The sequence below is a fragment of the Pseudomonas sp. J380 genome, assembly GCF_009827115.1.
Lineage (GTDB): Bacteria > Pseudomonadota > Gammaproteobacteria > Pseudomonadales > Pseudomonadaceae > Aquipseudomonas > Aquipseudomonas paracarnis.
The window spans coordinates 3,453,198-3,473,463 of record NZ_CP043060.1 but is presented as its reverse complement, the minus strand read 5'-3'; the positions used below and the strand labels follow the sequence as shown (position 1 = coordinate 3,473,463).

The following is a 20,266-nucleotide window of genomic DNA, read 5'->3' as shown; positions in this document are numbered from 1 at the left end:
TATGTCCATGAACCCGACGGCGCAAGTACCCCTCTCCTATGGCTAAAATTATCGGCATCATTGTCGTCATCGCAAGTGTGCTCGGAGGGTACGTCCTCTCCCACGGTAAAATCGCAGCACTGATCCAGCCTTTCGAAGTGCTGATTATCGGCGGTGCCGCGTTCGGCGCATTTTTGCAGGCCAACCCAGGCTATATGACCATGCACGTGGTCAAGAAGTCCCTGGGCATGTTCAGTTCGCGCTTCTCCCACACGTTTTATCTGGAAGTGCTGGGGCTGATCTACGAGATCCTCAACAAAAGCCGCCGCGAAGGCATGATGGCGATCGAAGGCGATATCGAAGACGCCGCGGCCAGCCCGATTTTTGCCAAGTACCCGGCCGTGCTCAAAGACGAGCGCATGACCGCGTATATCTGTGATTACCTGCGCATCATGTCCTCCGGCAACATGGCGCCTCACGAGCTGGAAGGCCTGTTCGACATGGAGTTGTTCAGCCTCAAGGAAGAGCTGGAGCATCCTTCCCACGCCGTGACCGGCATTGCCGACGGCATGCCCGGTTTTGGTATTGTCGCGGCGGTACTGGGGATCGTGGTGACCATGGCGTCCCTGGGCGAGGGCGATCAGGCGGCCATCGGCATGCACGTAGGTGCGGCGCTGGTGGGCACCTTCTTCGGTATTCTCGCCGCCTATGGTTTCTTCGGCCCGCTCGCCACCTCCCTGGCCCACGATGCCAAGGAAGAGATCAACCTCTACGAAGCGATCAAGGCGTGCCTGGTGGCATCGGCGTCGGGCATGCCGCCGTCGCTGGCCGTGGAGTTCGGGCGCAAGGTGTTGTACCCCAAACACCGCCCAAGTTTCTCCGAGCTGGAACAAGCGGTTCGCGGTCGCTAAGCCATGGAAAACAACCAGCCGATCATCATCAAGCGCGTCAAGCGCTTCGCTGCGGGGCACCATGGCGGCGCCTGGAAAATCGCCTTCGCCGACTTTGCCACGGCGATGATGGCGTTCTTCCTGGTGTTGTGGCTGATGTCCACCGCTACGCCAGAACAGAAAATCGCCATCGCCGGCTACTTCAAGGACCCGATTGGCTTTTCGGAAAGCGGTACGCCGTTTGTCATTGACCTGGGCGGCTCGCCGGAACTGGCGCCCGAGCGCACCATCAACCCGGAAGTGCAAACTGAATCGCCTCAGGAAAAAATCCCGATTGAGCGCGACACTGTCGAATCCATGGCCGAGCAGGTCGAACAGGAGCGACTGGAACTGTTGCTGCAGGAATTGCAGAACAAGGTTGAAGAAAACCCACAGTTGCTGAAGTTCAAGGACCAGATTTCCTTCGAGATCACCCCCGAGGGGCTGCGCATCCAGATTACCGATGCGGCCAACCGGCCGATGTTCGACTCTGGCAGTGCGCGGTTGAAGCCGTACTTTGAAGACATCCTGCTGGCCATGGCTGACACCATCAAGGCGGTGCCGAACAAGATCAGCATCAGCGGGCATACCGACGCCAAGCCCTACGCGGGCCAGGGTGATTTCGGCAACTGGGAACTCTCGGCCAACCGCGCCAATGCTGCCCGGCGTGCGCTGGTGGCCGGCAGCTACCCGGACCCGCAAGTGGCGCGGGTAGTGGGTTTTGCCTCCTCGCAACTGTTTGATCCCAAAGACCCGTTCAACCCGGTCAACCGCCGTATCGACATCGTGGTGCTGACCAAAAAAGCCCAGCGTGCGATTGAAGGCGATCAACCCCCGCCACCGGCACCGACCCAGGGCGACGGTGCGCCAGGCGAAGTGCCGGCCGACCCCAACGCGCTACCGCCGGAGCAGGAACCGCTGCCAGCCCATGAGCTGCGCCAGAAGCTGAACCTGTTTGATGATGGGGGCGTCAAGGATCCTACGACGCCTGCGCCGAAGCCGTAAGTTCCAGATACAACGAGGCCGCGATAATCGCGGCCTTGTTGTATCTGCGCTGTCATAGATATCTACACAATTTTGGGGCGACGCTGGGCCTGTGGCGAGGGAGCTTGCTCCCGTGACGGCCTGACAGCCGGCGCCTATCTACCTGACGCCCTCAATCCAAATGTGGGAGCTGGCTTGCCTGCGATGGCGATTTGCCGATGTACATATCCATTCCTGCGGTAACGGCCACCGATACCGATGCTGCATTGTAGGAGCGAGCTTGCTCGCGAAAAACGTCAACGATAACGCGTGTATCCAGGATGCCCGCGTTGCGCTTGAGGTCTTCGCGAGCAAGCTCGCTCCTACAGAGGTGGGGGCTGCTTAGTAGCTGCTCTCGGGCAAGCTCGCAATAATCGACCGATAGCTGTTCATCCGCTGCTGCTGCACGCGCCCATCTTCCAGTGCCTTGAGCAGCGCACAGCCCGGCTCGCGGTCGTGTTTGCAGTCGCGGAAGCGGCAGGTGCCGATCAGGTCGTTGAACTCAATAAAGCCGGCTTCCACATCGCTACGGCTGACGTGGCCCAAGCCAAATTCACGGATACCCGGCGAGTCGATCAACTCGCCGCCGCCCGGGAAGTGGAACAGCCGTGCGGTGGTGGTGGTGTGGGTGCCTTGGCCGGACAGCTCCGACAGCGGGCCCACGCGGGTTTCGACTTCCGGCAACAGGCTGTTGACCAGCGACGACTTGCCCACGCCAGACTGGCCGACGAACACGCTGATCCGCCCGTCCAACTGCTGTTGCAGCTGTTCCATGCCGTTGCCGTGGTGAGCCGACACTTCCAGCACCGGGTAGCCCAGGGTGCGGTAGACCGCCAGCAATGCGTTGAGCGCCGGGGCGTTCTGCTCGTCGATCAGGTCGAATTTGTTCAGCAGCAGCAACGGGCGGATGCCAGCATGCTCAGCCGCGACCAGGTAACGGTCGATCAGGTTGGCATGGGGCTCGGGCAGTGGCGCGAACACGATCACGATCATGTCGACGTTGGCCGCCACCGGCTTGAGCTGCCCACGGCTGTCGGGGCGGCGCAGTTCGGTGCTGCGTGGCAACTGGGCGACGATGACGCCGATGCCTTGGTTGCCGGCACGCCACACCACCTTGTCGCCGGTGACCAGCGCGGGCAGGTTGGCGCGCAAGTGGCAACGGAACACCTGGCCTGCGAGTTCGCCTTCGAGCGCCTCGACTTCGACCTGCACACCAAAGTGCGCGATCACCAGGCCCGTTTGTTCGGGGCCCAGGTCGCCGCCCTCGAGCGCTTCCACGGCGGAGGATTCACGTTTGGCGGCGCGGGCGGCGCGTTCACCTTGAATCTTTTCGATGCGCCAGTTTTGGCGACGGTTGAGCTGGCGTTTGGCCATTGGTGTTCCGTGTCGATAATGCAAAAGTTGGGTAAAACGGTCGCGAGTCTAGCACGCCCCCGCCTGCTAAACTGCCCGGCTACGCCAAGGTGCCAAGAGAATCAAGCCATGCAAAACCCACAGAACCTGATTTGGATCGATCTGGAAATGACCGGTCTGAACCCCGACACCGACGTCATCATCGAGATGGCGACCATTGTCACCGACAGCAACCTCAACACCTTGGCCGAAGGCCCGGTGATCGCCATCCACCACAGCGACGCCGTACTCGCCACCATGGACGAGTGGAACACCCGCACCCACGGTAACTCCGGGCTGACCCAGCGCGTGCGCGACAGCCGCATCAGCATGGCCGAAGCCGAGGCCGAAACTATCGCCTTCCTGGAAAAATGGGTGCCCAAGGGCAAGTCGCCAATCTGCGGCAATAGCATCTGCCAGGATCGTCGCTTCCTTTATACGCACATGAAGGGGCTGGAAAGTTACTTCCACTACCGCAACCTGGACGTGTCGACCTTGAAGGAACTGGCTGCGCGTTGGGCGCCGGAAGTCAAAGACAGCTTCCATAAAGGCAGCACGCACCTGGCGCTGGACGATATTCGTGAGTCGATTGCCGAGTTGCAGCATTATCGCAAGCATTTCATCAAGGCTTGATTCTGCGGCGCCAGTGAGTGCGCTATCGCAGGCAAGCCAGCTCCCACATTTGACTGCATTCGCAAATTCAAAGTGTGGGAGCTGGCTTGCCTGCGATACAGGCGACGCGGTTTATCGCCAAGCGCCCCCTTTTGGTGCCCTCGGCAAATGATTAGACTGCCGGCCTCTCTGTCAGGATCGCAATCATGTTGCTGATGCTCTACCTCGTCGCCATCACCGCCGAAGCCATGACTGGCGCCCTGTCCGCGGGTCGGCGTGGCATGGACTGGTTTGGCGTGGTGCTGATCGCTTGCGTGACAGCCCTGGGCGGCGGTTCGGTGCGCGATGTGTTGCTCGGCCACTACCCGCTGACCTGGGTCAAACACCCGGAATACTTGGTGCTGACCTCTGTTGCAGCATTGGTGACGATCTTTATCGCGCCCTTGATGCGCCACCTGCGCTCGCTGTTCCTGGCGCTGGATGCAGTGGGGTTGGTGGCGTTCACCCTGATCGGCTGCATGACCGCCCTGGAAATGGGCCACGGTATGTTGGTGGCGTCGGTCAGCGGGGTCATCACCGGGGTATTCGGCGGCATCCTGCGGGATATCTTCTGTAACGACATCCCGCTGATCTTCCGCCGCGAGTTGTATGCCAGCGTGTCTTTCCTGGCAGCGTGGTTCTACCTGCTGTGCCTGTACCTGGAGCTGCCCAGCGAGCAAGCGATTCTGCTGACGCTGTTCAGTGGTTTCCTGTTGCGCCTGCTGGCGATCCGTTTTCACTGGGAAATGCCCAAGTTCGTCTACAACGACGATGTGCACTAGCGCGCAGCGTGTTGCTCCAGCGCCCATTCCACGTGTTCGCGTACCAACTCCGACGGGTAGTCCCGCCGCGCCTTCAAGGCTTCCAGCACTGGAATGCTGGAGGGCGCATTACCCAGGCCCACCGCCAGGTTGCGTAACCAGCGCTCGTAACCGGCGCGACGCAGGGGCGAGCCCTCGGTGCTGCTGAGGAATTTATCCTCGTCCCACATAAACAATTCGGCCAGTTCTGCGTTATCCAGATTGTGCCGTGGCTTGAAATCGCTTTCGGCGGTAGGTCGAGCGAAACGATTCCACGGGCAAACGATCTGACAGTCATCGCAGCCAAATACCCGGTTACCAATCAGTGGGCGCAGGTCTTCGGGGATAGCGCTCTTGAGTTCGATGGTCAGGTACGAAATGCAGCGTCGCGCGTCCAGCACGTAAGGGCCGACGAAGGCGTTGGTGGGGCAGATGTCCAGACACGCCGTGCAGCGGCCGCAGTGCTCGGTGGTGTGGGGTGGGTCTACCGGCAACGGTAGATCGACAAACAGTTCGCTCAGGAAGAAATAACTGCCGGCCTTGCGGTTGAGAACCAGGGTGTTTTTACCGATCCAGCCCAGGCCCGCTTGCTCGGCAATGGCTTTTTCCAGGACGGGCGCGCTGTCGACGAAGGCGCGAAAGCCGAACGGCCCGATCTGCGCCTGGATGCGGTCGGCCAGTTGCTGCACGCGCTTGCGGATCAGCTTGTGGTAATCGCGGCCCAGGGCGTAGCGCGAGATGTAGGCTTTTTCTGGTTGGGCCAGCAATTGCGCCATCTGGGTGTCGCCAGGTAGGTAGTCCATGCGCAGTGAAACCACGCGCAGGGTGCCGGGCACCAGCTCTTCGGGGTGGGAGCGTTTGCTGCCGTGGGCGCCCATGTATTCCATCTCGCCGTGGTAACCCGCGTCGAGCCAGCGTTGCAGGTGCTGTTCATGCTCAGCCAGGTCGAGGCCGCTGATGCCCACTTGTTGAAAGCCCAGCTCGCGACCCCAGTCTTTGATCGATTGGGCGAGGGCGGGCAGATCGGAGGTAATAGCAGGCATGAGACAGGGGAAACCACAGGTTAGATGCGTATAATTCTGCCAGACATCGGAGCTTGAAGACGCATGCCTCAGACAAAACACCCAATTACCGACGTTCAGCTGTTGTTGCCCGGCCATTTGCCGCAACTGGCTGCGCGTTCCCCGGACGCCCATAAGGGCCAGTTCGGCCACCTGTTGGTCATCGGTGGTGACCGTGGCTTTGGCGGCGCAGCGTTGCTGAGCAGCGAAAGTGCCCTGCGCAGCGGCGCCGGCATGGTCTCGCTGGCGACGCGGCCGGAACACGTGCCGGCCGCTCTGGCTCGGCTGCCGGAGGTCATGGCCGTCGGCGTGAGCTCGGCCAACCAGTTGATGGGCCTGCTGGAAAAAATCTCGGTGATCGTCATTGGCCCAGGCCTGGGCGATGACGCCTGGGGCAAGAGCCTGTTGTCGGTCGCGGCCAATGCCAGCGTGCCGCAGGTGTGGGATGCCGACGCGCTCAATCAACTGGCCACTGGCAGCGTCGAGCTGCCGGCCAACTGTGTGATTACCCCTCATCCGGGCGAAGCTGCGCGTTTGTTGGGGCTATCGACAGCCGAGGTTCAGGCAGATCGCCTTAAGGTGGCGCGCGCGTTGAGTCAGAAATTCAATGCAGTGGCTATCCTCAAGGGTGCTGGCAGTTTGATTGCAAGTCCGGATGGACGGCTTGCCCGTTGTGATCAAGGCCATCCGGCGATGGCGACGGCGGGGCTCGGTGATGTCTTGGCCGGTCTGGTCGGGGCACTATTGGCTCAGGGGATGCCCGCGTACGAAGCGAGCTGCCTGGCCGTGTGGTTGCACGCGACCGCCGGAGACCGCCAGGGTAGTTTTGGTCGCGGCTTGGCTGCCAGCGACCTGATCCCCGCCATTCGTCAATTGCTGGAGGAGCAGTCGCCGTGCCTGAAGTAATTCTTTTCCTGGCAGATGAAGAGGCCATGGTCGCGTTGGGCCAGCGTATTTCACAGGTCACGCAAGGGGCCGGGTTGATCTTTCTCGAGGGTGACCTGGGCGCAGGCAAAACCACACTGTCCCGAGGGATTATTCGCGGCCTTGGCCATACCGGCGCGGTAAAAAGCCCGACCTTCACGTTGGTCGAGCCCTACGAGATCGGCGACGTGCGTGCTTTCCACTTCGACCTCTATCGCCTGGTCGATCCGGAAGAGTTGGAGTTCATGGGCATCCGTGATTACTTCGACGATGATGCGCTGTGCCTGATCGAGTGGCCAAATAAAGGCACAGGCTTTTTGCCAAAGCCGGACCTGACCATTACCATTACGCCGCATGAGCACGGACGTCAGCTGAAGTTGTTGCCCCAGAGCCCACGCGCTGAGTCGTGGTGTGCTGCTCTGGCATTGGAATTCAAATAATTGGTGGGGTTAGGTATGCGCTTTCGCGCGTTGGTTGCTGTCGTGGGGGTGTTGCTTGCGGCAATGACTGTCAATGCTCTGGCTGCTTCACAGGTGAAAAGTGTTCGCCTGTGGCGAGCGCCGGATAACACGCGACTGGTGTTCGACCTGTCTGGCCCGGTCCAGCACAGCGTCTTTACCTTGACGGCGCCTGATCGCCTGGTGATCGATATCAACGGTGCCAGCCTGGCCGCGCCGCTGAAAGTCTCCACCGCCAACACGCCCATCACCGCCATGCGCTCTGCCCAGCGTACGCCGACCGACCTGCGTGTGGTCATTGACCTGAAAAAGGCCGTGACCCCCAAAAGCTTCTCCCTGGCCCCCAACGCCCAGTACGGCAACCGCCTGGTGGTCGACCTGTTCGACAACCCCGCCGACGCCGCACCGCCGCCTGCGCCAACGCCAAGCGTGGCGACGGTGCCTGCGGTGCCGGTCAACCCTTCGCAACCCCAAGTCAAGCTGCCACCGCCGCCGCCTGCACCGGCAGGCAAGCGCGACATTATCGTGGTGATCGACGCCGGCCACGGTGGCGAAGACCCGGGGGCTTCCGGCTCACGCGGCCAGCACGAGAAGGACGTGGTACTGGCCATCGCTCGTGAGCTGCAACGCCAGGTCAATGGCATGAAAGGCTACCGCGCCGAGCTGACCCGTACCGGTGACTACTTCATTCCGCTGCGTGGCCGTACTGAAATTGCCCGTAAGAAGGGCGCGGATCTGTTTGTGTCCATTCACGCCGACGCCGCGCCTTCAACCGCTGCCTTTGGCGCCTCGGTATTTGCCCTGTCGGATCGCGGCGCCACCTCCGAGACTGCGCGCTGGCTGGCCGACAGTGAAAACCGTTCAGACTTGATCGGCGGGGCCGGCAACGTTTCCCTTGATGACAAGGACAAGATGCTTGCCGGGGTGCTGCTCGACCTGTCGATGACGGCCTCGCTGACTTCCAGTCTTAACGTCGGGCAGAAAGTGCTGAGCAATATCGGTCGCGTGACGTCGCTGCATAAACAGCGTGTGGAACAAGCCGGGTTCATGGTGTTGAAGTCGCCGGACATCCCGTCGATCCTGGTGGAAACCGGGTTTATCTCCAACGCCAACGAAGCGTCGAAACTGGCCAGCGCCAGCCACCAGCAAGCGCTGGCGCGCTCGATCAGCGCCGGTGTGCGGCAGTTCTTCCAGCAAAACCCGCCGCCGGGCACCTATATCGCCTGGTTGCGCGACTCCGGCAAAATCGCCCAGGGCCCGCGTGACCATCGTGTGCAACCCGGTGATACCGTGGCCATGCTGGCGGTCCGTTTCCAGGTCACGCCTGCAGCCTTGCGCAGCGCCAATAACCTGAAAACCGACGAGTTGAAGATCGGCCAGGTGTTGACCATCCCCGGCACTTCATTGGCGGCGCAGTGATGAGCGAATCCACCTTGAACAGCGGCTCGCGCATTGAATTGCTCAGCCCGCGCCTTGCCAACCAGATCGCCGCGGGTGAGGTGGTTGAACGCCCGGCGTCGGTCATCAAGGAGTTGCTGGAAAACAGCATCGACTCCGGTGCCAAACGCATTGATGTCGATGTGGAGCAGGGCGGCGTCAAGCTGCTGCGGGTACGTGACGATGGCAGCGGCATCTCTTCGGATGACCTGCCCCTGGCCCTGGCCCGTCACGCCACCAGCAAGATCCGCGACCTGGAAGACCTGGAGCGGGTCATGAGCCTGGGCTTTCGAGGCGAGGCCCTGGCCTCCATCAGCTCCGTGGCCCGTCTGACCCTGACCTCCCGCACCCGCAGCGCCGAGCAGGCCTGGCAGGTGGAAACCGAAGGCCGCGACATGGCGCCTCGGGTCCAGCCGGCGGCGCATCCGGTGGGCACCTCGGTGGAAGTGCGCGACCTGTTCTTCAATACCCCGGCGCGGCGCAAGTTCCTCAAGGCCGAGAAAACCGAATTCGATCACCTGCAAGAAGTCATCAAGCGCCTGGCCTTGGCGCGTTTCGATGTGGCGTTTCACCTGCGCCACAATGGCAAGACCATCCTCAGCCTGCACGAAGCCAACGACGACGCCGCGCGTGCTCGGCGGGTGGCAGCGGTGTGTGGCAGCGGGTTCCTGGAACAGGCGCTGCCGATTGAGATCGAGCGCAATGGCTTGAGGTTGTGGGGCTGGGTCGGGTTGCCGACGTTCTCCCGCAGCCAGGCCGACTTGCAGTATTTCTTTGTGAACGGCCGGGCGGTCCGCGACAAGCTGGTGGCCCACGCGGTGCGCCAGGCTTATCGCGATGTGCTGTTCAACGGGCGACACCCGACCTTTGTGCTGTTCTTTGAGGTTGACCCTTCGGTGGTCGACGTCAATGTGCACCCGACCAAGCATGAGGTGCGCTTCCGTGACGGGCGCATGGTGCATGACTTCCTGTATGGCACGCTGCACCGTGCCCTGGGTGATGTGCGCCCGGATGATCAATTGTCGGCGCCGATCGTCACCGCGGTGGTGCGCCCGAGCGGTCCCGAGGCCGGTGAGTTCGGGCCGCAAGGTGAAATGAGCCTGGCGGCCAACCTGCTGCAATCGCCGCAGGCGCAGCCAGCCTACACGGCGCCGAATTCGGGTGCCGGTGCGGGTTATCAGTATCAATACACACCGCGCCCGCAATCGACGGTGCCGGTGGCCGAGGCCCAGGCGGCGTACCGTGAGTTTTTCGCGCCGCTGCCGGGTGCCGAGTCGGGTGCTGCTGTGGCGTTGCCCGAAGGCGGCGGTGATATTCCGCCGCTGGGTTATGCCCTGGCGCAGCTCAAAGGCATTTATATCCTCGCCGAAAACGCCCATGGCCTGGTGCTGGTGGACATGCACGCTGCCCATGAGCGGATCATGTACGAGCGCCTGAAGATCGCCATGGCCAGCGAAGGCCTCAGCGGCCAGCCGCTGCTGGTGCCCGAATCCCTGGCGGTGAGCCAGCGTGAAGCCGACTGCGCAGAAGAACATCACGGTGTGTTCCAGAGGCTGGGCTTCGAGCTGCAACGCCTGGGCCCGGAAACCCTGGCGATCCGCCAGATTCCCGCGCTGCTCAAGCAGGCCGAGGCCAACCGCCTGGTGGCCGACGTGTTGGCAGACCTGATGGAGTACGGCACCAGCGACCGTATCCAGGCGCATATCAACGAATTGCTCGGCACCATGGCCTGCCACGGCGCCATCCGCGCCAACCGCCGCCTGGCCCTGCCGGAAATGAACGGCCTGCTGCGCGACATGGAAAACACCGAGCGCAGCGGCCAATGCAACCATGGCCGACCGACCTGGACCCAGATGGGCCTGGATGATCTGGACAAACTGTTCTTGCGCGGCCGCTGATGAGTGCCTTGCCCCCCGCCATTTTCCTGATGGGCCCCACGGCCGCCGGCAAGACCGACCTGGCCATCGAGCTGACCAAGGTGCTGCCCTGTGAGTTGATCAGCGTCGACTCTGCCCTGGTTTACCGGGACATGGATATCGGTACGGCCAAGCCGTCGAAGGCGCTGTTGGCCCAATATCCGCACAAGTTGATCGACATCATCGACCCCGCGCAGAGCTATTCGGCGGCGGACTTTCGCACCGACGCCCTGGCGGCCATGGCCGAGATCACCGCGCGCGGCAATATCCCGCTGCTGGTGGGCGGCACCATGCTCTATTACAAGGCGTTGCAGGAAGGCTTGGCCGATATGCCGCCTGCCGATGCCCAGGTGCGCGCCGAACTTGAAGATGAGGCTGCGCGCCTTGGCTGGCAGGCCCTTCACGACCAGTTGGCGGCGGTAGACCCGGTTTCTGCGGCACGTATTCACCCCAATGACCCCCAGCGGCTCACACGCGCCCTGGAAGTATGGCGTGTCAGTGGTCAGACCATGACTGAACATCGCCTGAAACAAACTGCGCAAAGTACTGATGCAGGCGCATCTGGACAGTCACAATTGCCCTATACTGTGGCGAATCTGGCCATCGCTCCGGCAAGCCGCCAGGTGTTGCATGAACGAATTGCACAAAGATTCACAATAATGTTGGAACAGGGGTTTGTGGACGAGGTCGTAGCATTGCGTTCAAGAGGCGACCTGCATGCAGGGCTGCCTTCGATACGTGCTGTAGGCTACCGCCAAGTCTGGGATCATCTGGATGGCAAGCTGACGTCCGCCGAAATGCAGGAGCGCGGCATCATTGCCACGCGCCAATTGGCGAAGCGCCAGTTCACCTGGCTGCGCAGCTGGAGCGATTTGCACTGGTTGGACAGCCTGGACAGCGACAATCTGTCACGCGCCTTGAAATACTTGGGAACGGTCTCCATATTGAGCTGAGTCCTTGCAATTGCCGTCTATCCTTGGGGGTGTGACGGCCATAAGCTATCTATTTTCCGATTTTTTATTATTGATCCTTAAAGGAGTGCGGCACATGTCAAAAGGGCATTCGCTACAAGACCCTTACTTGAATACTTTACGTAAAGAGAAAGTTGGGGTTTCCATCTATCTGGTCAACGGCATCAAGCTGCAAGGTACGATCGAGTCGTTCGACCAATTCGTTATCCTGCTGAAAAACACCGTCAGCCAGATGGTTTACAAGCACGCTATCTCGACAGTCGTTCCAGTTCGTCCAATCCGTCTGCCTAGCGCAGCAGGTGACGAACAGGGTGACGCTGAGCCAGGTAACGCCTGATAGGAGTCTCCTTTGTTCTTTGAGCGCCACGGTGGTGGTGAGCGAGTAATCCTCGTTCACTTGGATGGACAGGACCCTGAGGCGCGCGAAGATCCGCAGGAGTTTCAGGAGTTGGCAAATTCGGCCGGCGCCGAGACCGTTGCGTTTTTTAACGTACCGCGTCATCGGCCAACCGCCAAATACCTGATTGGCAGCGGCAAGGTCGAGGAACTGCGCGACCTGGTTCATGCCGAAGAAGCCGATCTGGTGATCTTCAATCACACCCTCACGCCCAGTCAGGAACGTAACCTCGAACGTGTTTTCGAGTGTCGCGTGATCGACCGTACCGGTCTGATTCTCGATATTTTCGCCCAGCGCGCCCGCACCCATGAAGGCAAGCTCCAGGTTGAACTGGCCCAGCTTGACCACATGAGCACCCGCCTGGTTCGCGGCTGGACTCACCTTGAGCGTCAGGGTGGCGGTATCGGCATGCGTGGCCCGGGTGAAACCCAGTTGGAAACCGACCGGCGTCTGCTACGGGTTCGCCTGCGTCAGATCAAGGGCCGCCTGGAAAAAGTGCGCAGCCAGCGTGAACAGTCGCGACGTGGCCGTTCCCGTGCGGATATCCCGACCGTGTCCCTGGTGGGGTACACCAACGCCGGCAAGTCCACGTTGTTCAATAACGTGACCAAGTCGGATGTGTACGCGGCCGACCAACTGTTCGCCACCCTCGACCCGACCCTGCGGCGTCTGGACATCGACGACCTGGGGCCGATTGTGCTGGCCGATACTGTGGGTTTCATTCGTCACCTGCCCCACAAGCTCGTCGAGGCATTTCGGTCTACGCTCGAAGAGTCGAGCAATTCCGACCTGCTGTTGCACGTGATCGATGCGGCCGAACCGGATCGTATGTTGCAGATTGAACAGGTCATGGTGGTGCTGGGCGAGATTGGTGCCCAGGACTTGCCGATCCTCGAGGTCTATAACAAACTCGATTTGCTTGAAGGCGTTGAGCCACAGATCCAGCGCGACGAGAACGGCAAGCCCCAGCGGGTCTGGTTGTCGGCGCGAGATGGCAGTGGCTTGGAGTTGCTGGAACAAGCCATTGCCGAATTGCTCGGCAGCGATTTGTTCGTCGGCACCTTGCGCTTGCCGCAGCGTTTTGCTCGACTGCGTGCACAGTTTTTCGAGTTGGGCGCGGTACAGAAAGAAGAACACGACGAAGAAGGTGTCAGCTTGCTGGCCGTTCGATTGCCACGCTCGGAACTCAATCGGCTGGTCAGCCGAGAGGGTGTTGTACCGGCAGAGTTCATCGAACAACACACTTTGCAATAAAAGCCTGAGAAAGCGGTTGTGCCGCAGTAGCAGGCATTCTGTAGCATTGGTCGGCGCGCCGTGGGTGCGTCTTTGCTTTATCAGATGGAGAGCGCTATGGCTTGGAATGAGCCGGGTGGCAACTCGAATAATCAGGATCCTTGGGGTGGTAAGCGCCGCAATAATGGCGACCGCAAGGGGCCACCGGATCTCGACGAGGCCTTCCGAAAGCTGCAGGAAAGCCTGAATGGGTTGTTCGGTGGTGGAAAAAAACGTGGTGGTGACGACGGCGGTCGCACAAGCAAGGGCGGTGGCTATGGCCTGCTGGGCCTGGGTCTTGTCGTGCTCGCGGCCGTATGGCTGTACAGCGCGGTCTACGTGGTGGACGAGCAGGAGCAAGCCGTGGTGCTGCGCTTCGGCAAGTACTACGAGACTGTCGGGCCAGGCCTGAACATCTATTTCCCGCCGATCGACAAGAAGTACATGGAGAACGTGACGCGTGAGCGTGCGTACACCAAGCAGGGCCAGATGCTGACCGAAGACGAGAACATCGTCGAAGTGCCGCTGACCGTGCAGTACAAGATCAGCAACCTGCAAGACTTCGTGCTGAACGTTGATCAGCCGGAAATCAGCCTGCAACACGCAACCGAAAGTGCCCTGCGCCACGTGGTGGGTTCCACCGCCATGGACCAGGTGCTCACCGAAGGTCGTGAGTTGATGGCCAGCGAAATCAAGGAGCGTCTGCAACGCTTCCTCGACACTTACCGCACCGGTATCACCGTTACCCAGGTGAACGTACAGAGCGCAGCGGCACCGCGTGAAGTGCAGGAAGCCTTTGACGACGTGATCCGTGCACGTGAAGACGAGCAGCGTTCGCGCAACCAGGCTGAAACCTATGCCAACGGCGTTGTGCCGGAAGCCCGTGGTCAGGCCCAGCGCATCCTTGAAGATGCCAACGGTTACCGCGATGAAGTGGTCTCCCGCGCCAAGGGTGAGGCAGATCGTTTCACCAAGCTGGTCGCCGAGTACCGCAAGGCTCCTGAAGTGACCCGCGAGCGTCTGTATCTGGACACCATGCAGGAAGTCTTCAGCAACACCAGCAAGGTTCTCGTGACCGGCAGCAAAGGTGGGCAGAACAACCTGCTGTACCTGCCGCTGGACAAGATGATCGAAGGTGGTCGTAGCGGCGCCAGTGCACCGTCCACCGGTTCGAATGCCGCTGCCAACGAAGCGAGCGCCCGTGCGGCCGCTGACTTGCTGCAACAGCAAACACGTACCAGGGAGAGCCGTTGATGAGCAATAAATCGCTGACCGCCCTGATTGTGGGCGTCGTCGTGGTCATCGCTGCCTGGAACTGCTTCTACATCGTCGCTCAGACCGAGCGTGCGGTGCTGCTGCAATTCGGTCGCGTGGTCCAGGCGGATGTCCAGCCGGGCCTGCATGTGAAAGTCCCCTACGTCAACCAGGTGCGCAAGTTCGACGCCCGCCTGATGACCCTGGATGCACCGACACAGCGCTTCCTGACCCTGGAAAAGAAAGCCGTGATGGTTGACGCCTACGCCAAGTGGCGCGTCAAGGATGCCGAGCGCTTCTACACTGCGACTTCCGGCCTCAAGCAGATTGCCGACGAGCGTTTGTCCCGTCGTCTGGAATCGGGCCTGCGTGACCAGTTTGGTAAGCGCACCCTGCACGAGGTGGTATCCGGTGAACGTGATGCGCTGATGGCTGACATCACCCGTTCGCTGAACACCATGGCGGAAAAAGAGCTGGGTATTGAAGTGGTCGACGTTCGCGTCAAGGCCATTGACCTGCCCAAGGAAGTGAACCGCAGCGTGTTCGAGCGTATGAGCACCGAGCGTGAGCGTGAAGCGCGTGAGCACCGCGCCAAGGGTAACGAGTTGGCTGAAGGTATCCGTGCCGATGCCGACCGTCAGCGTCGTGTACTGCTGGCAGAAGCCTATCGTGAGTCTGAAGAGGCTCGTGGTGACGGCGATGCTCAAGCCGCGGCGATCTACGCCAAGGCCTACGGCCAGGACCAGGAGTTCTACGCGTTCTACCGTAGCCTGCGCGCTTACCGTGAAAGCTTCGCGAACAAAACCGACGTACTGGTGTTGGACCCAAGCAGCGACTTCTTCCGCTACCTGGAAAAGTCCAAGTAACCAGCCCGTGATTCTGTAAGGCGCACTCCGTCGGGCGGCTAAAATGCCTGGCGGGGTGATCCTTTCAGAAAACGGGTGTATGATGCGGCAGCCGGGAAATTCCCGGCTTTTTTGCGTCTGCATGTTTGATTCGGCAGGCGTGACAGGTTTTTCGAGGAAAGTGCCCGACGAGGCCGTTTGCAGGCCGTTCGTCACGTCGCTCTTGCGCGTGGTTTATGCAAGGGGCGGGTATTTTCTGCTTCACTCAAGGCTCGGCCGAGGGCTGGCCGCCCGGATCAAAGGGGAATGGCGTAATGGCAACGGTAGACCGCTGGCTGCTGCCAGATGGCATCGAAGAAGTACTGCCACCAGAAGCTGCGCGCATTGAAGTAGCGCGTCGCCAGGTGTTGGATCTGTTCCAGAGCTGGGGTTACGAGTTTGTCGTGACTCCCCATATCGAGTACCTGGAATCCCTGCTGACCGGCGCGGGCCAGGACCTGGATCTGCGCACCTTCAAGGTCATCGACCCGCAATCGGGCCGGCAAATGGGGTTCCGTGCCGACATCACGCCGCAAGTGGCGCGCATCGATGCGCACACCCTGCGTCGCGAAGGCCCGAGCCGCCTGTGCTACGCCGGCAGCGTACTGCATGCCCAGCCGCGCGCCTTGTCGTCTTCCCGTAGCCCGATCCAGTTGGGCGCCGAGTTGTACGGCGACGCCAGCCCGAGCAGCGATGTGGAAGTGATCAGCCTGATGCTGGCCATGCTGCAACTGGCGGATGTGCCGGACGTGCACATGGACCTGGGCCACGTCGGTATCTACCGTGGCCTGGCGCGTGCTGCCGGGTTGTCCGGTGAAGTGGAGCAACAGTTGTTCGATGCCCTGCAGCGCAAGGCGATCGATGAAGTGATCGCTCTCACCGAGGGTGTGCCTGCTGAACTGGCTGGCATGCTGCGGGCGCTGGTAGACCTGTGCGGCGGCCGTGAAGTGCTGGTGGCTGCGCGTGAGCGCCTGGCCAATGCGCCGGCACCGGTATTGGCAGCACTGGACGATGTGCTGGCAATTGCCGAGCGCCTGTCGGCGCGGTTCCCGGAGCTGCCGCTGTATTTTGATCTGGGTGAATTGCGCGGCTACCACTACCACACCGGTGTGGTGTTCGCGGTATTCGTCCCGGGTGTTGGCCAGGCCATCGCCCAAGGTGGTCGCTATGACGATATCGGCGCCGACTTCGGTCGTGCGCGTCCGGCCACTGGTTTTTCCACCGATTTGAAAACCCTGGTGACCCTGGGGCGTGCTGAGGTCGAGCTGCCGTCTGGTGGCATCTGGATGCCCGACAGTACGGACGCAGCGCTCTGGCAGCAGGTTTGCCAGTTACGCCGTGAGGGTCAGCGTGTAGTCCAGGCCTTGCCTGGGCAGCCATTGGCCGCCGCCCGTGAAGCGGACTGCGACCGGCAATTGATTCAGCAGAACGGGCTTTGGCAAGTATCGCCACTGGCTTCTTGAGTTTTCCTGCCGGCCATCGCCGGCACCAAGTTTGCGCGAATGAGGACAAGTGTTATGGGTAAGAATGTCGTAGTCCTGGGCACCCAATGGGGTGATGAGGGCAAAGGCAAGATCGTTGATCTGCTGACCGAACATGCTGCCGCCGTAGTGCGCTACCAAGGTGGCCACAACGCTGGCCACACCCTGGTCATCGATGGCGAAAAAACTGTCTTGCACCTGATCCCGTCGGGTGTCCTGCGCGAAGGCGTGCAGTGCCTGATCGGCAACGGCGTGGTGGTTGCACCTGACGCTCTGCTGCGCGAGATCACCAAGCTGGAGGAGAAAGGCGTACCGGTGCGCGAGCGCCTGCGTATCAGCCCGTCCTGCCCGCTGATCCTGTCCTTCCACGTTGCGCTGGACCAGGCCCGTGAAAAGGCGCGTGGCGAGCTGAAGATCGGCACCACCGGTCGCGGCATCGGCCCGGCCTACGAAGACAAGGTTGCACGTCGTGGCCTGCGTGTGGGCGACCTGCTCAACATGCCGCGCTTTGAAGACAAGCTGCGTGAACTTGTGGATTACCACAACTTCATGCTGGTCGGTTACTACAAAGAGCCAGCCATCGAGTTTGAAAAGACCCTGGCCGAGTGCAAGGAATACGCTGAGCTGCTCAAGCCGCTGATGCTGGACGTGACGGCCGAGCTGCACGACCTGCGTCGCGCTGGCAAGGACATCATGTTCGAAGGTGCCCAGGGTTCGTTGCTGGACATCGACCACGGTACCTACCCGTACGTGACCAGCTCCAACACTACTGCTGGCGGCGTTGCCACCGGCTCGGGCGTTGGCCCGATGTTCCTGGACTACATCCTGGGCATCACCAAGGCTTACACCACCCGTGTAGGTTCGGGCCCGTTCCCGACTGAGCTGTTCGACGACGTCGGCGCGCACCTGGCCAAGCAAGGCCACGAATTCGGCGCCACCACTGGCCGTGCTCGTCGTTGCGGCTGGTTCGATGCCGTTATCCTGCGTCGCGCTATCGATGTGAACAGCATCTCGGGCATCTGCCTGACCAAGCTGGACGTACTCGACGGTCTGGAAGCCATCAACATCTGCGTCGGCTACAAAGACGCCCAAGGCAACGATGTTGCCCCGACTGACGCTGACAGCTACGTGGGCCTGCAGCCTGTGTACGAAGAAGTGCCAGGCTGGACCGAATCGACCGTGGGGGCCAAGACCCTGGAAGAGCTGCCAGCCAACGCCCGCGCCTACATCAAGCGTGTGGAAGAGCTGATCGGTGCGCCGATCGACATTATTTCGACGGGCCCGGACCGCAACGAGACCATCGTTCTGCGTCACCCGTTCGCGTAATAAGCTGTTGATGTGAAAAGCAAAGGGCTCCTTCGGGAGCCCTTTGTCGTTTCTGCCTGGCAAGCGGCACGACCCTTGCTGTGTTTCCCTCTTTCGAGGTGCTATCAAATTAGTGGCACCCGTGGTGGAGGGATTTCCAGTGTCTGCCGTTCTCTCGTTGTTACAAAGCCGTCTGTTGCGGCCTGTGTTCGTTACCCTTGGTATCGCTCTTTTGGTGCAAGTGCTGGTGGCCGTCGCGCTGACGCGGAGCACGGTGACGGCGCTGGAAGCCGATTTGGGCAATCGCCTGGGCATTGATAGCCAGAAGTTGTCTGGCGAACTGGCCCAAGCTGGCAAGGAAGTCACGTCCAGCCTGGACAGCCTGTCCGCCAGCACGCGCCAGCGACTGACAACTGGGCTTTCCACGCGCTTGCAGGAAGAGCAAAAGCAGTTGCGTGCGACGCTGGAAAAAGACCTGCAGGACTCCGCCAATGACATGGCGCAACTGCTGGCCTCGGTCGCGCCCCGTGCCATGTGGGACAGTGACGTGCCGACCCTTTCTGAGTTTGCCCGCCGGGCCCAGCGCAACCCCAATGTGCTGTTTGTGGTGTATGACGACGCCGCAGGCGAGCACCTGACCCGATACCTGAACCGCGAAAACCCGATCAACCAGGCCCTGCTGGCAAAGGGCGCAGGGGAACGTGCCCTGGACAAGGTGCTGGACGCGGCCAAGACAGACCCCTCCGTGTATTACGTCGAAGCCTCCATCAGCCCCAACGGTGTGGAAATCGGCAAGGTGCGCATGGGCGTGTCGACCGCGACGGTTGAAGCCGACCTGCAAGCCTTGGATAAGCGCTTTGCCGCGCTGATCGCCAGCGGTGATCAACTGGTGGGTGACAGCCTCAAGGGAGCCGCCGCTGACAGCGCCAACGCCATGGGCGCCCGGCTGCAATCGGCGCAAGCCACTGCCACGCAAATGACGGCCAATACCGCCAGCGCCGTGCAAGACGCGGCGGGCACCCTGCGCTGGCGCATCGGCATGGGGCTGGCACTGGTGGGGCTTGGGGTATTGCTGCTGATCGCCATTGTGCTGGGGCGACGCGTGGTCAATCGCCTGAAGTTGCTGATTGCCGCGATGGATGATCTGGCGGCCGGCGAGGGCGACCTCACCAAGCGCGTGCAGATCAACAGCAAGGATGAAATCGGCGATATGGCCTCGGCGGTCAATCGCTTTGTGGATAAGTTGCAGCCCATCGTGCGGGAGGCAGGCGACGTGGCCCGGCGTACTGGCGTGGAAATCGGCGCCATGACGTTGCGCAATGCTGGCGCCGATGCGGCGGCGGGCTTGCAGCGTGATGAAGTGGCCGAGAGTTTGCGCGCTTTGTCGCAAATGGCCGATGAGGCCCAGGCCGAAAGCCACGCCATGCAGGCGGCCCTGCAGCAGGTGGTGGATATTCGCCAGGCCACGGATGAGAACTCACGGACCTCGGCCGAAGTTGGCAGCTTGATCGAGGCGTTGGCGGGGCAGGTACAGGCCGGTTCCCAGGTGATCGAACGGCTGGCGCAGCAAAGCGAACAAATTGAAGTGGTGTTGACCGTGATTCACGGTATCGCCGAGCAAACCAACCTGCTCGCTCTCAACGCGGCCATCGAAGCGGCACGGGCTGGCGAGACTGGGCGCGGCTTTGCGGTGGTGGCCGATGAAGTGCGTGCGCTGGCCAGCAAGACTCAAAGCTCCACTGGCGATATCCAGGCGCATATTGTTGCGTTGCAGCAGGGCGCGCGTGAGGCCGTAGAAACCATCGGCAAGGCGGGGCGCCAGGCCAGTGAGGGCTTGCTGGTGCTGCGCGACAGCGTGCGCTTGCAGCAGACGGTGCAGGCTTCTGTGGAGCAGGTGCATGCGGCGATTGGCCTGGCGACGCGTGCGGCCGAGCATCAAGCCCAGGGCGCGCATGCGGTGCGTGGGCGCGTGGAGGTGATCCATGCCCAGGCCGAGCGTGCGGCGCAAGCGGTGGTGGAGACGACGGCCAGTGGCAAGGTGCTGGATGGGTTGGCGGCGCAGTTGAAGGCGAGCTTGGGGCAGTTCAGGGCTTGAGGTTGTCTGGACGGGCCTCATCGCAGGCAAGCCAGCT

The 20,266-nt window shown here is 61.4% G+C and carries 18 protein-coding genes; 16 read left to right on the top strand and 2 right to left on the bottom strand.

Annotated elements, in window-relative coordinates; all coding sequences use genetic code 11:
* Positions 1 to 38 precede the first annotated feature (38 nt).
* Positions 39 to 890 (top strand): flagellar motor stator protein MotA, encoded by an 852-nt coding sequence (gene motA, locus FXO12_RS15805; RefSeq protein ID WP_003188041.1) that lies wholly within the window; start codon positions 39 to 41, stop codon positions 888 to 890.
* 3 nt (positions 891 to 893) lie between these two features.
* Positions 894 to 1,913 carry a flagellar motor protein MotB gene (gene motB / locus FXO12_RS15800; protein WP_054896262.1) on the top strand — a complete coding sequence of 340 codons (1,020 nt, stop codon included), beginning with the start codon at positions 894 to 896 and terminating at the stop codon, positions 1,911 to 1,913.
* Positions 1,914 to 2,273: 360 nt separating this feature from the next.
* Here the strand turns inward: motB and rsgA are convergent, their stop codons facing one another.
* Complete coding sequence (rsgA, locus tag FXO12_RS15795) at positions 2,274 to 3,305, bottom strand: small ribosomal subunit biogenesis GTPase RsgA (protein WP_003188044.1); 1,032 nt, start codon at positions 3,303 to 3,305, stop codon at positions 2,274 to 2,276.
* Between the two features lie 108 nt (positions 3,306 to 3,413).
* Between rsgA and orn the strand changes: the two genes are divergently transcribed.
* Positions 3,414 to 3,956, top strand: coding sequence for an oligoribonuclease (orn, locus tag FXO12_RS15790; protein ID WP_003171343.1), 543 nt, complete (start codon positions 3,414 to 3,416; stop codon positions 3,954 to 3,956).
* A gap of 182 nt (positions 3,957 to 4,138) precedes the next feature.
* Positions 4,139 to 4,756: a trimeric intracellular cation channel family protein gene (locus FXO12_RS15785; protein WP_169913170.1), complete on the top strand. Its 618-nt coding sequence runs from the start codon at positions 4,139 to 4,141 to the stop codon at positions 4,754 to 4,756.
* On the opposite strand, the gene queG is transcribed toward FXO12_RS15785, so the two are convergent.
* Positions 4,753 to 5,817 carry a tRNA epoxyqueuosine(34) reductase QueG gene (gene queG, locus FXO12_RS15780; RefSeq protein WP_057975437.1) on the bottom strand — a complete coding sequence of 355 codons (1,065 nt, stop codon included), beginning with the start codon at positions 5,815 to 5,817 and terminating at the stop codon, positions 4,753 to 4,755. The two genes, FXO12_RS15785 and queG, sit on opposite strands and share 4 nt — an antisense overlap.
* 63 nt (positions 5,818 to 5,880) lie before the next feature.
* On the opposite strand from queG, the gene FXO12_RS15775 reads away from it, so the two are divergent.
* From FXO12_RS15775 to FXO12_RS15720, 12 genes are all read left to right on the top strand, one after another.
* Positions 5,881 to 6,741 carry an NAD(P)H-hydrate dehydratase gene (locus FXO12_RS15775; RefSeq protein ID WP_054896264.1) on the top strand — a complete coding sequence of 287 codons (861 nt, stop codon included), beginning with the start codon at positions 5,881 to 5,883 and terminating at the stop codon, positions 6,739 to 6,741.
* Positions 6,729 to 7,199 carry a tRNA (adenosine(37)-N6)-threonylcarbamoyltransferase complex ATPase subunit type 1 TsaE gene (gene tsaE / locus FXO12_RS15770; RefSeq protein ID WP_014716665.1) on the top strand — a complete coding sequence of 157 codons (471 nt, stop codon included), beginning with the start codon at positions 6,729 to 6,731 and terminating at the stop codon, positions 7,197 to 7,199. Before FXO12_RS15775 ends, tsaE begins: the two co-directional genes overlap by 13 nt.
* A 15-nt stretch (positions 7,200 to 7,214) precedes the next feature.
* Positions 7,215 to 8,636 carry an N-acetylmuramoyl-L-alanine amidase gene (locus FXO12_RS15765; RefSeq protein WP_003188054.1) on the top strand — a complete coding sequence of 474 codons (1,422 nt, stop codon included), beginning with the start codon at positions 7,215 to 7,217 and terminating at the stop codon, positions 8,634 to 8,636.
* Complete coding sequence (gene mutL, locus FXO12_RS15760; RefSeq protein ID WP_057975438.1) at positions 8,636 to 10,552, top strand: DNA mismatch repair endonuclease MutL; 1,917 nt, start codon at positions 8,636 to 8,638, stop codon at positions 10,550 to 10,552. The genes FXO12_RS15765 and mutL overlap by 1 nt, the downstream gene beginning before the upstream one ends.
* Positions 10,552 to 11,523, top strand: coding sequence for a tRNA (adenosine(37)-N6)-dimethylallyltransferase MiaA (gene miaA / locus FXO12_RS15755; protein WP_057975439.1), 972 nt, complete (start codon positions 10,552 to 10,554; stop codon positions 11,521 to 11,523). Before mutL ends, miaA begins: the two co-directional genes overlap by 1 nt.
* A 94-nt stretch (positions 11,524 to 11,617) precedes the next feature.
* Positions 11,618 to 11,878: an RNA chaperone Hfq gene (gene hfq / locus FXO12_RS15750; protein ID WP_003188059.1), complete on the top strand. Its 261-nt coding sequence runs from the start codon at positions 11,618 to 11,620 to the stop codon at positions 11,876 to 11,878.
* A gap of 12 nt (positions 11,879 to 11,890) precedes the next feature.
* Complete coding sequence (gene hflX / locus FXO12_RS15745; RefSeq protein ID WP_003188061.1) at positions 11,891 to 13,192, top strand: ribosome rescue GTPase HflX; 1,302 nt, start codon at positions 11,891 to 11,893, stop codon at positions 13,190 to 13,192.
* 96 nt (positions 13,193 to 13,288) lie between these two features.
* Positions 13,289 to 14,464 carry an FtsH protease activity modulator HflK gene (hflK, locus tag FXO12_RS15740; RefSeq protein ID WP_003188062.1) on the top strand — a complete coding sequence of 392 codons (1,176 nt, stop codon included), beginning with the start codon at positions 13,289 to 13,291 and terminating at the stop codon, positions 14,462 to 14,464.
* A complete protein-coding gene (hflC, locus tag FXO12_RS15735) occupies positions 14,464 to 15,330 on the top strand; it encodes a protease modulator HflC (protein ID WP_003188064.1) in 867 nt (288 codons plus the stop codon). Before hflK ends, hflC begins: the two co-directional genes overlap by 1 nt.
* A gap of 293 nt (positions 15,331 to 15,623) precedes the next feature.
* Complete coding sequence (locus FXO12_RS15730; RefSeq protein WP_003188066.1) at positions 15,624 to 16,811, top strand: ATP phosphoribosyltransferase regulatory subunit; 1,188 nt, start codon at positions 15,624 to 15,626, stop codon at positions 16,809 to 16,811.
* 54 nt (positions 16,812 to 16,865) lie between these two features.
* A complete protein-coding gene (locus FXO12_RS15725; RefSeq protein ID WP_014716669.1) occupies positions 16,866 to 18,155 on the top strand; it encodes an adenylosuccinate synthase in 1,290 nt (429 codons plus the stop codon).
* A 139-nt stretch (positions 18,156 to 18,294) separates the two neighbouring features.
* Positions 18,295 to 20,229: a methyl-accepting chemotaxis protein gene (locus tag FXO12_RS15720; protein WP_060772853.1), complete on the top strand. Its 1,935-nt coding sequence runs from the start codon at positions 18,295 to 18,297 to the stop codon at positions 20,227 to 20,229.
* Positions 20,230 to 20,266 lie beyond the last annotated feature (37 nt).

What these genes read in the sequence shown, in the direction of transcription:
- motA (WP_003188041.1), top strand. Translation starts at nt 39, where the DNA reads ATGGCTAAAATTATCGGCATCATTGTCGTCATCGCAAGTGTGCTCGGA.
- motB (WP_054896262.1), top strand. Translation starts at nt 894, where the DNA reads ATGGAAAACAACCAGCCGATCATCATCAAGCGCGTCAAGCGCTTCGCT.
- rsgA (WP_003188044.1), bottom strand. Translation starts at nt 3,305, where the DNA reads ATGGCCAAACGCCAGCTCAACCGTCGCCAAAACTGGCGCATCGAAAAG.
- orn (WP_003171343.1), top strand. Translation starts at nt 3,414, where the DNA reads ATGCAAAACCCACAGAACCTGATTTGGATCGATCTGGAAATGACCGGT.
- queG (WP_057975437.1), bottom strand. Translation starts at nt 5,817, where the DNA reads ATGCCTGCTATTACCTCCGATCTGCCCGCCCTCGCCCAATCGATCAAA.
- FXO12_RS15775 (WP_054896264.1), top strand. Translation starts at nt 5,881, where the DNA reads ATGCCTCAGACAAAACACCCAATTACCGACGTTCAGCTGTTGTTGCCC.
- FXO12_RS15765 (WP_003188054.1), top strand. Translation starts at nt 7,215, where the DNA reads ATGCGCTTTCGCGCGTTGGTTGCTGTCGTGGGGGTGTTGCTTGCGGCA.
- mutL (WP_057975438.1), top strand. Translation starts at nt 8,636, where the DNA reads ATGAGCGAATCCACCTTGAACAGCGGCTCGCGCATTGAATTGCTCAGC.
- miaA (WP_057975439.1), top strand. Translation starts at nt 10,552, where the DNA reads ATGAGTGCCTTGCCCCCCGCCATTTTCCTGATGGGCCCCACGGCCGCC.
- hfq (WP_003188059.1), top strand. Translation starts at nt 11,618, where the DNA reads ATGTCAAAAGGGCATTCGCTACAAGACCCTTACTTGAATACTTTACGT.
- hflK (WP_003188062.1), top strand. Translation starts at nt 13,289, where the DNA reads ATGGCTTGGAATGAGCCGGGTGGCAACTCGAATAATCAGGATCCTTGG.
- hflC (WP_003188064.1), top strand. Translation starts at nt 14,464, where the DNA reads ATGAGCAATAAATCGCTGACCGCCCTGATTGTGGGCGTCGTCGTGGTC.
- FXO12_RS15730 (WP_003188066.1), top strand. Translation starts at nt 15,624, where the DNA reads ATGGCAACGGTAGACCGCTGGCTGCTGCCAGATGGCATCGAAGAAGTA.
- FXO12_RS15725 (WP_014716669.1), top strand. Translation starts at nt 16,866, where the DNA reads ATGGGTAAGAATGTCGTAGTCCTGGGCACCCAATGGGGTGATGAGGGC.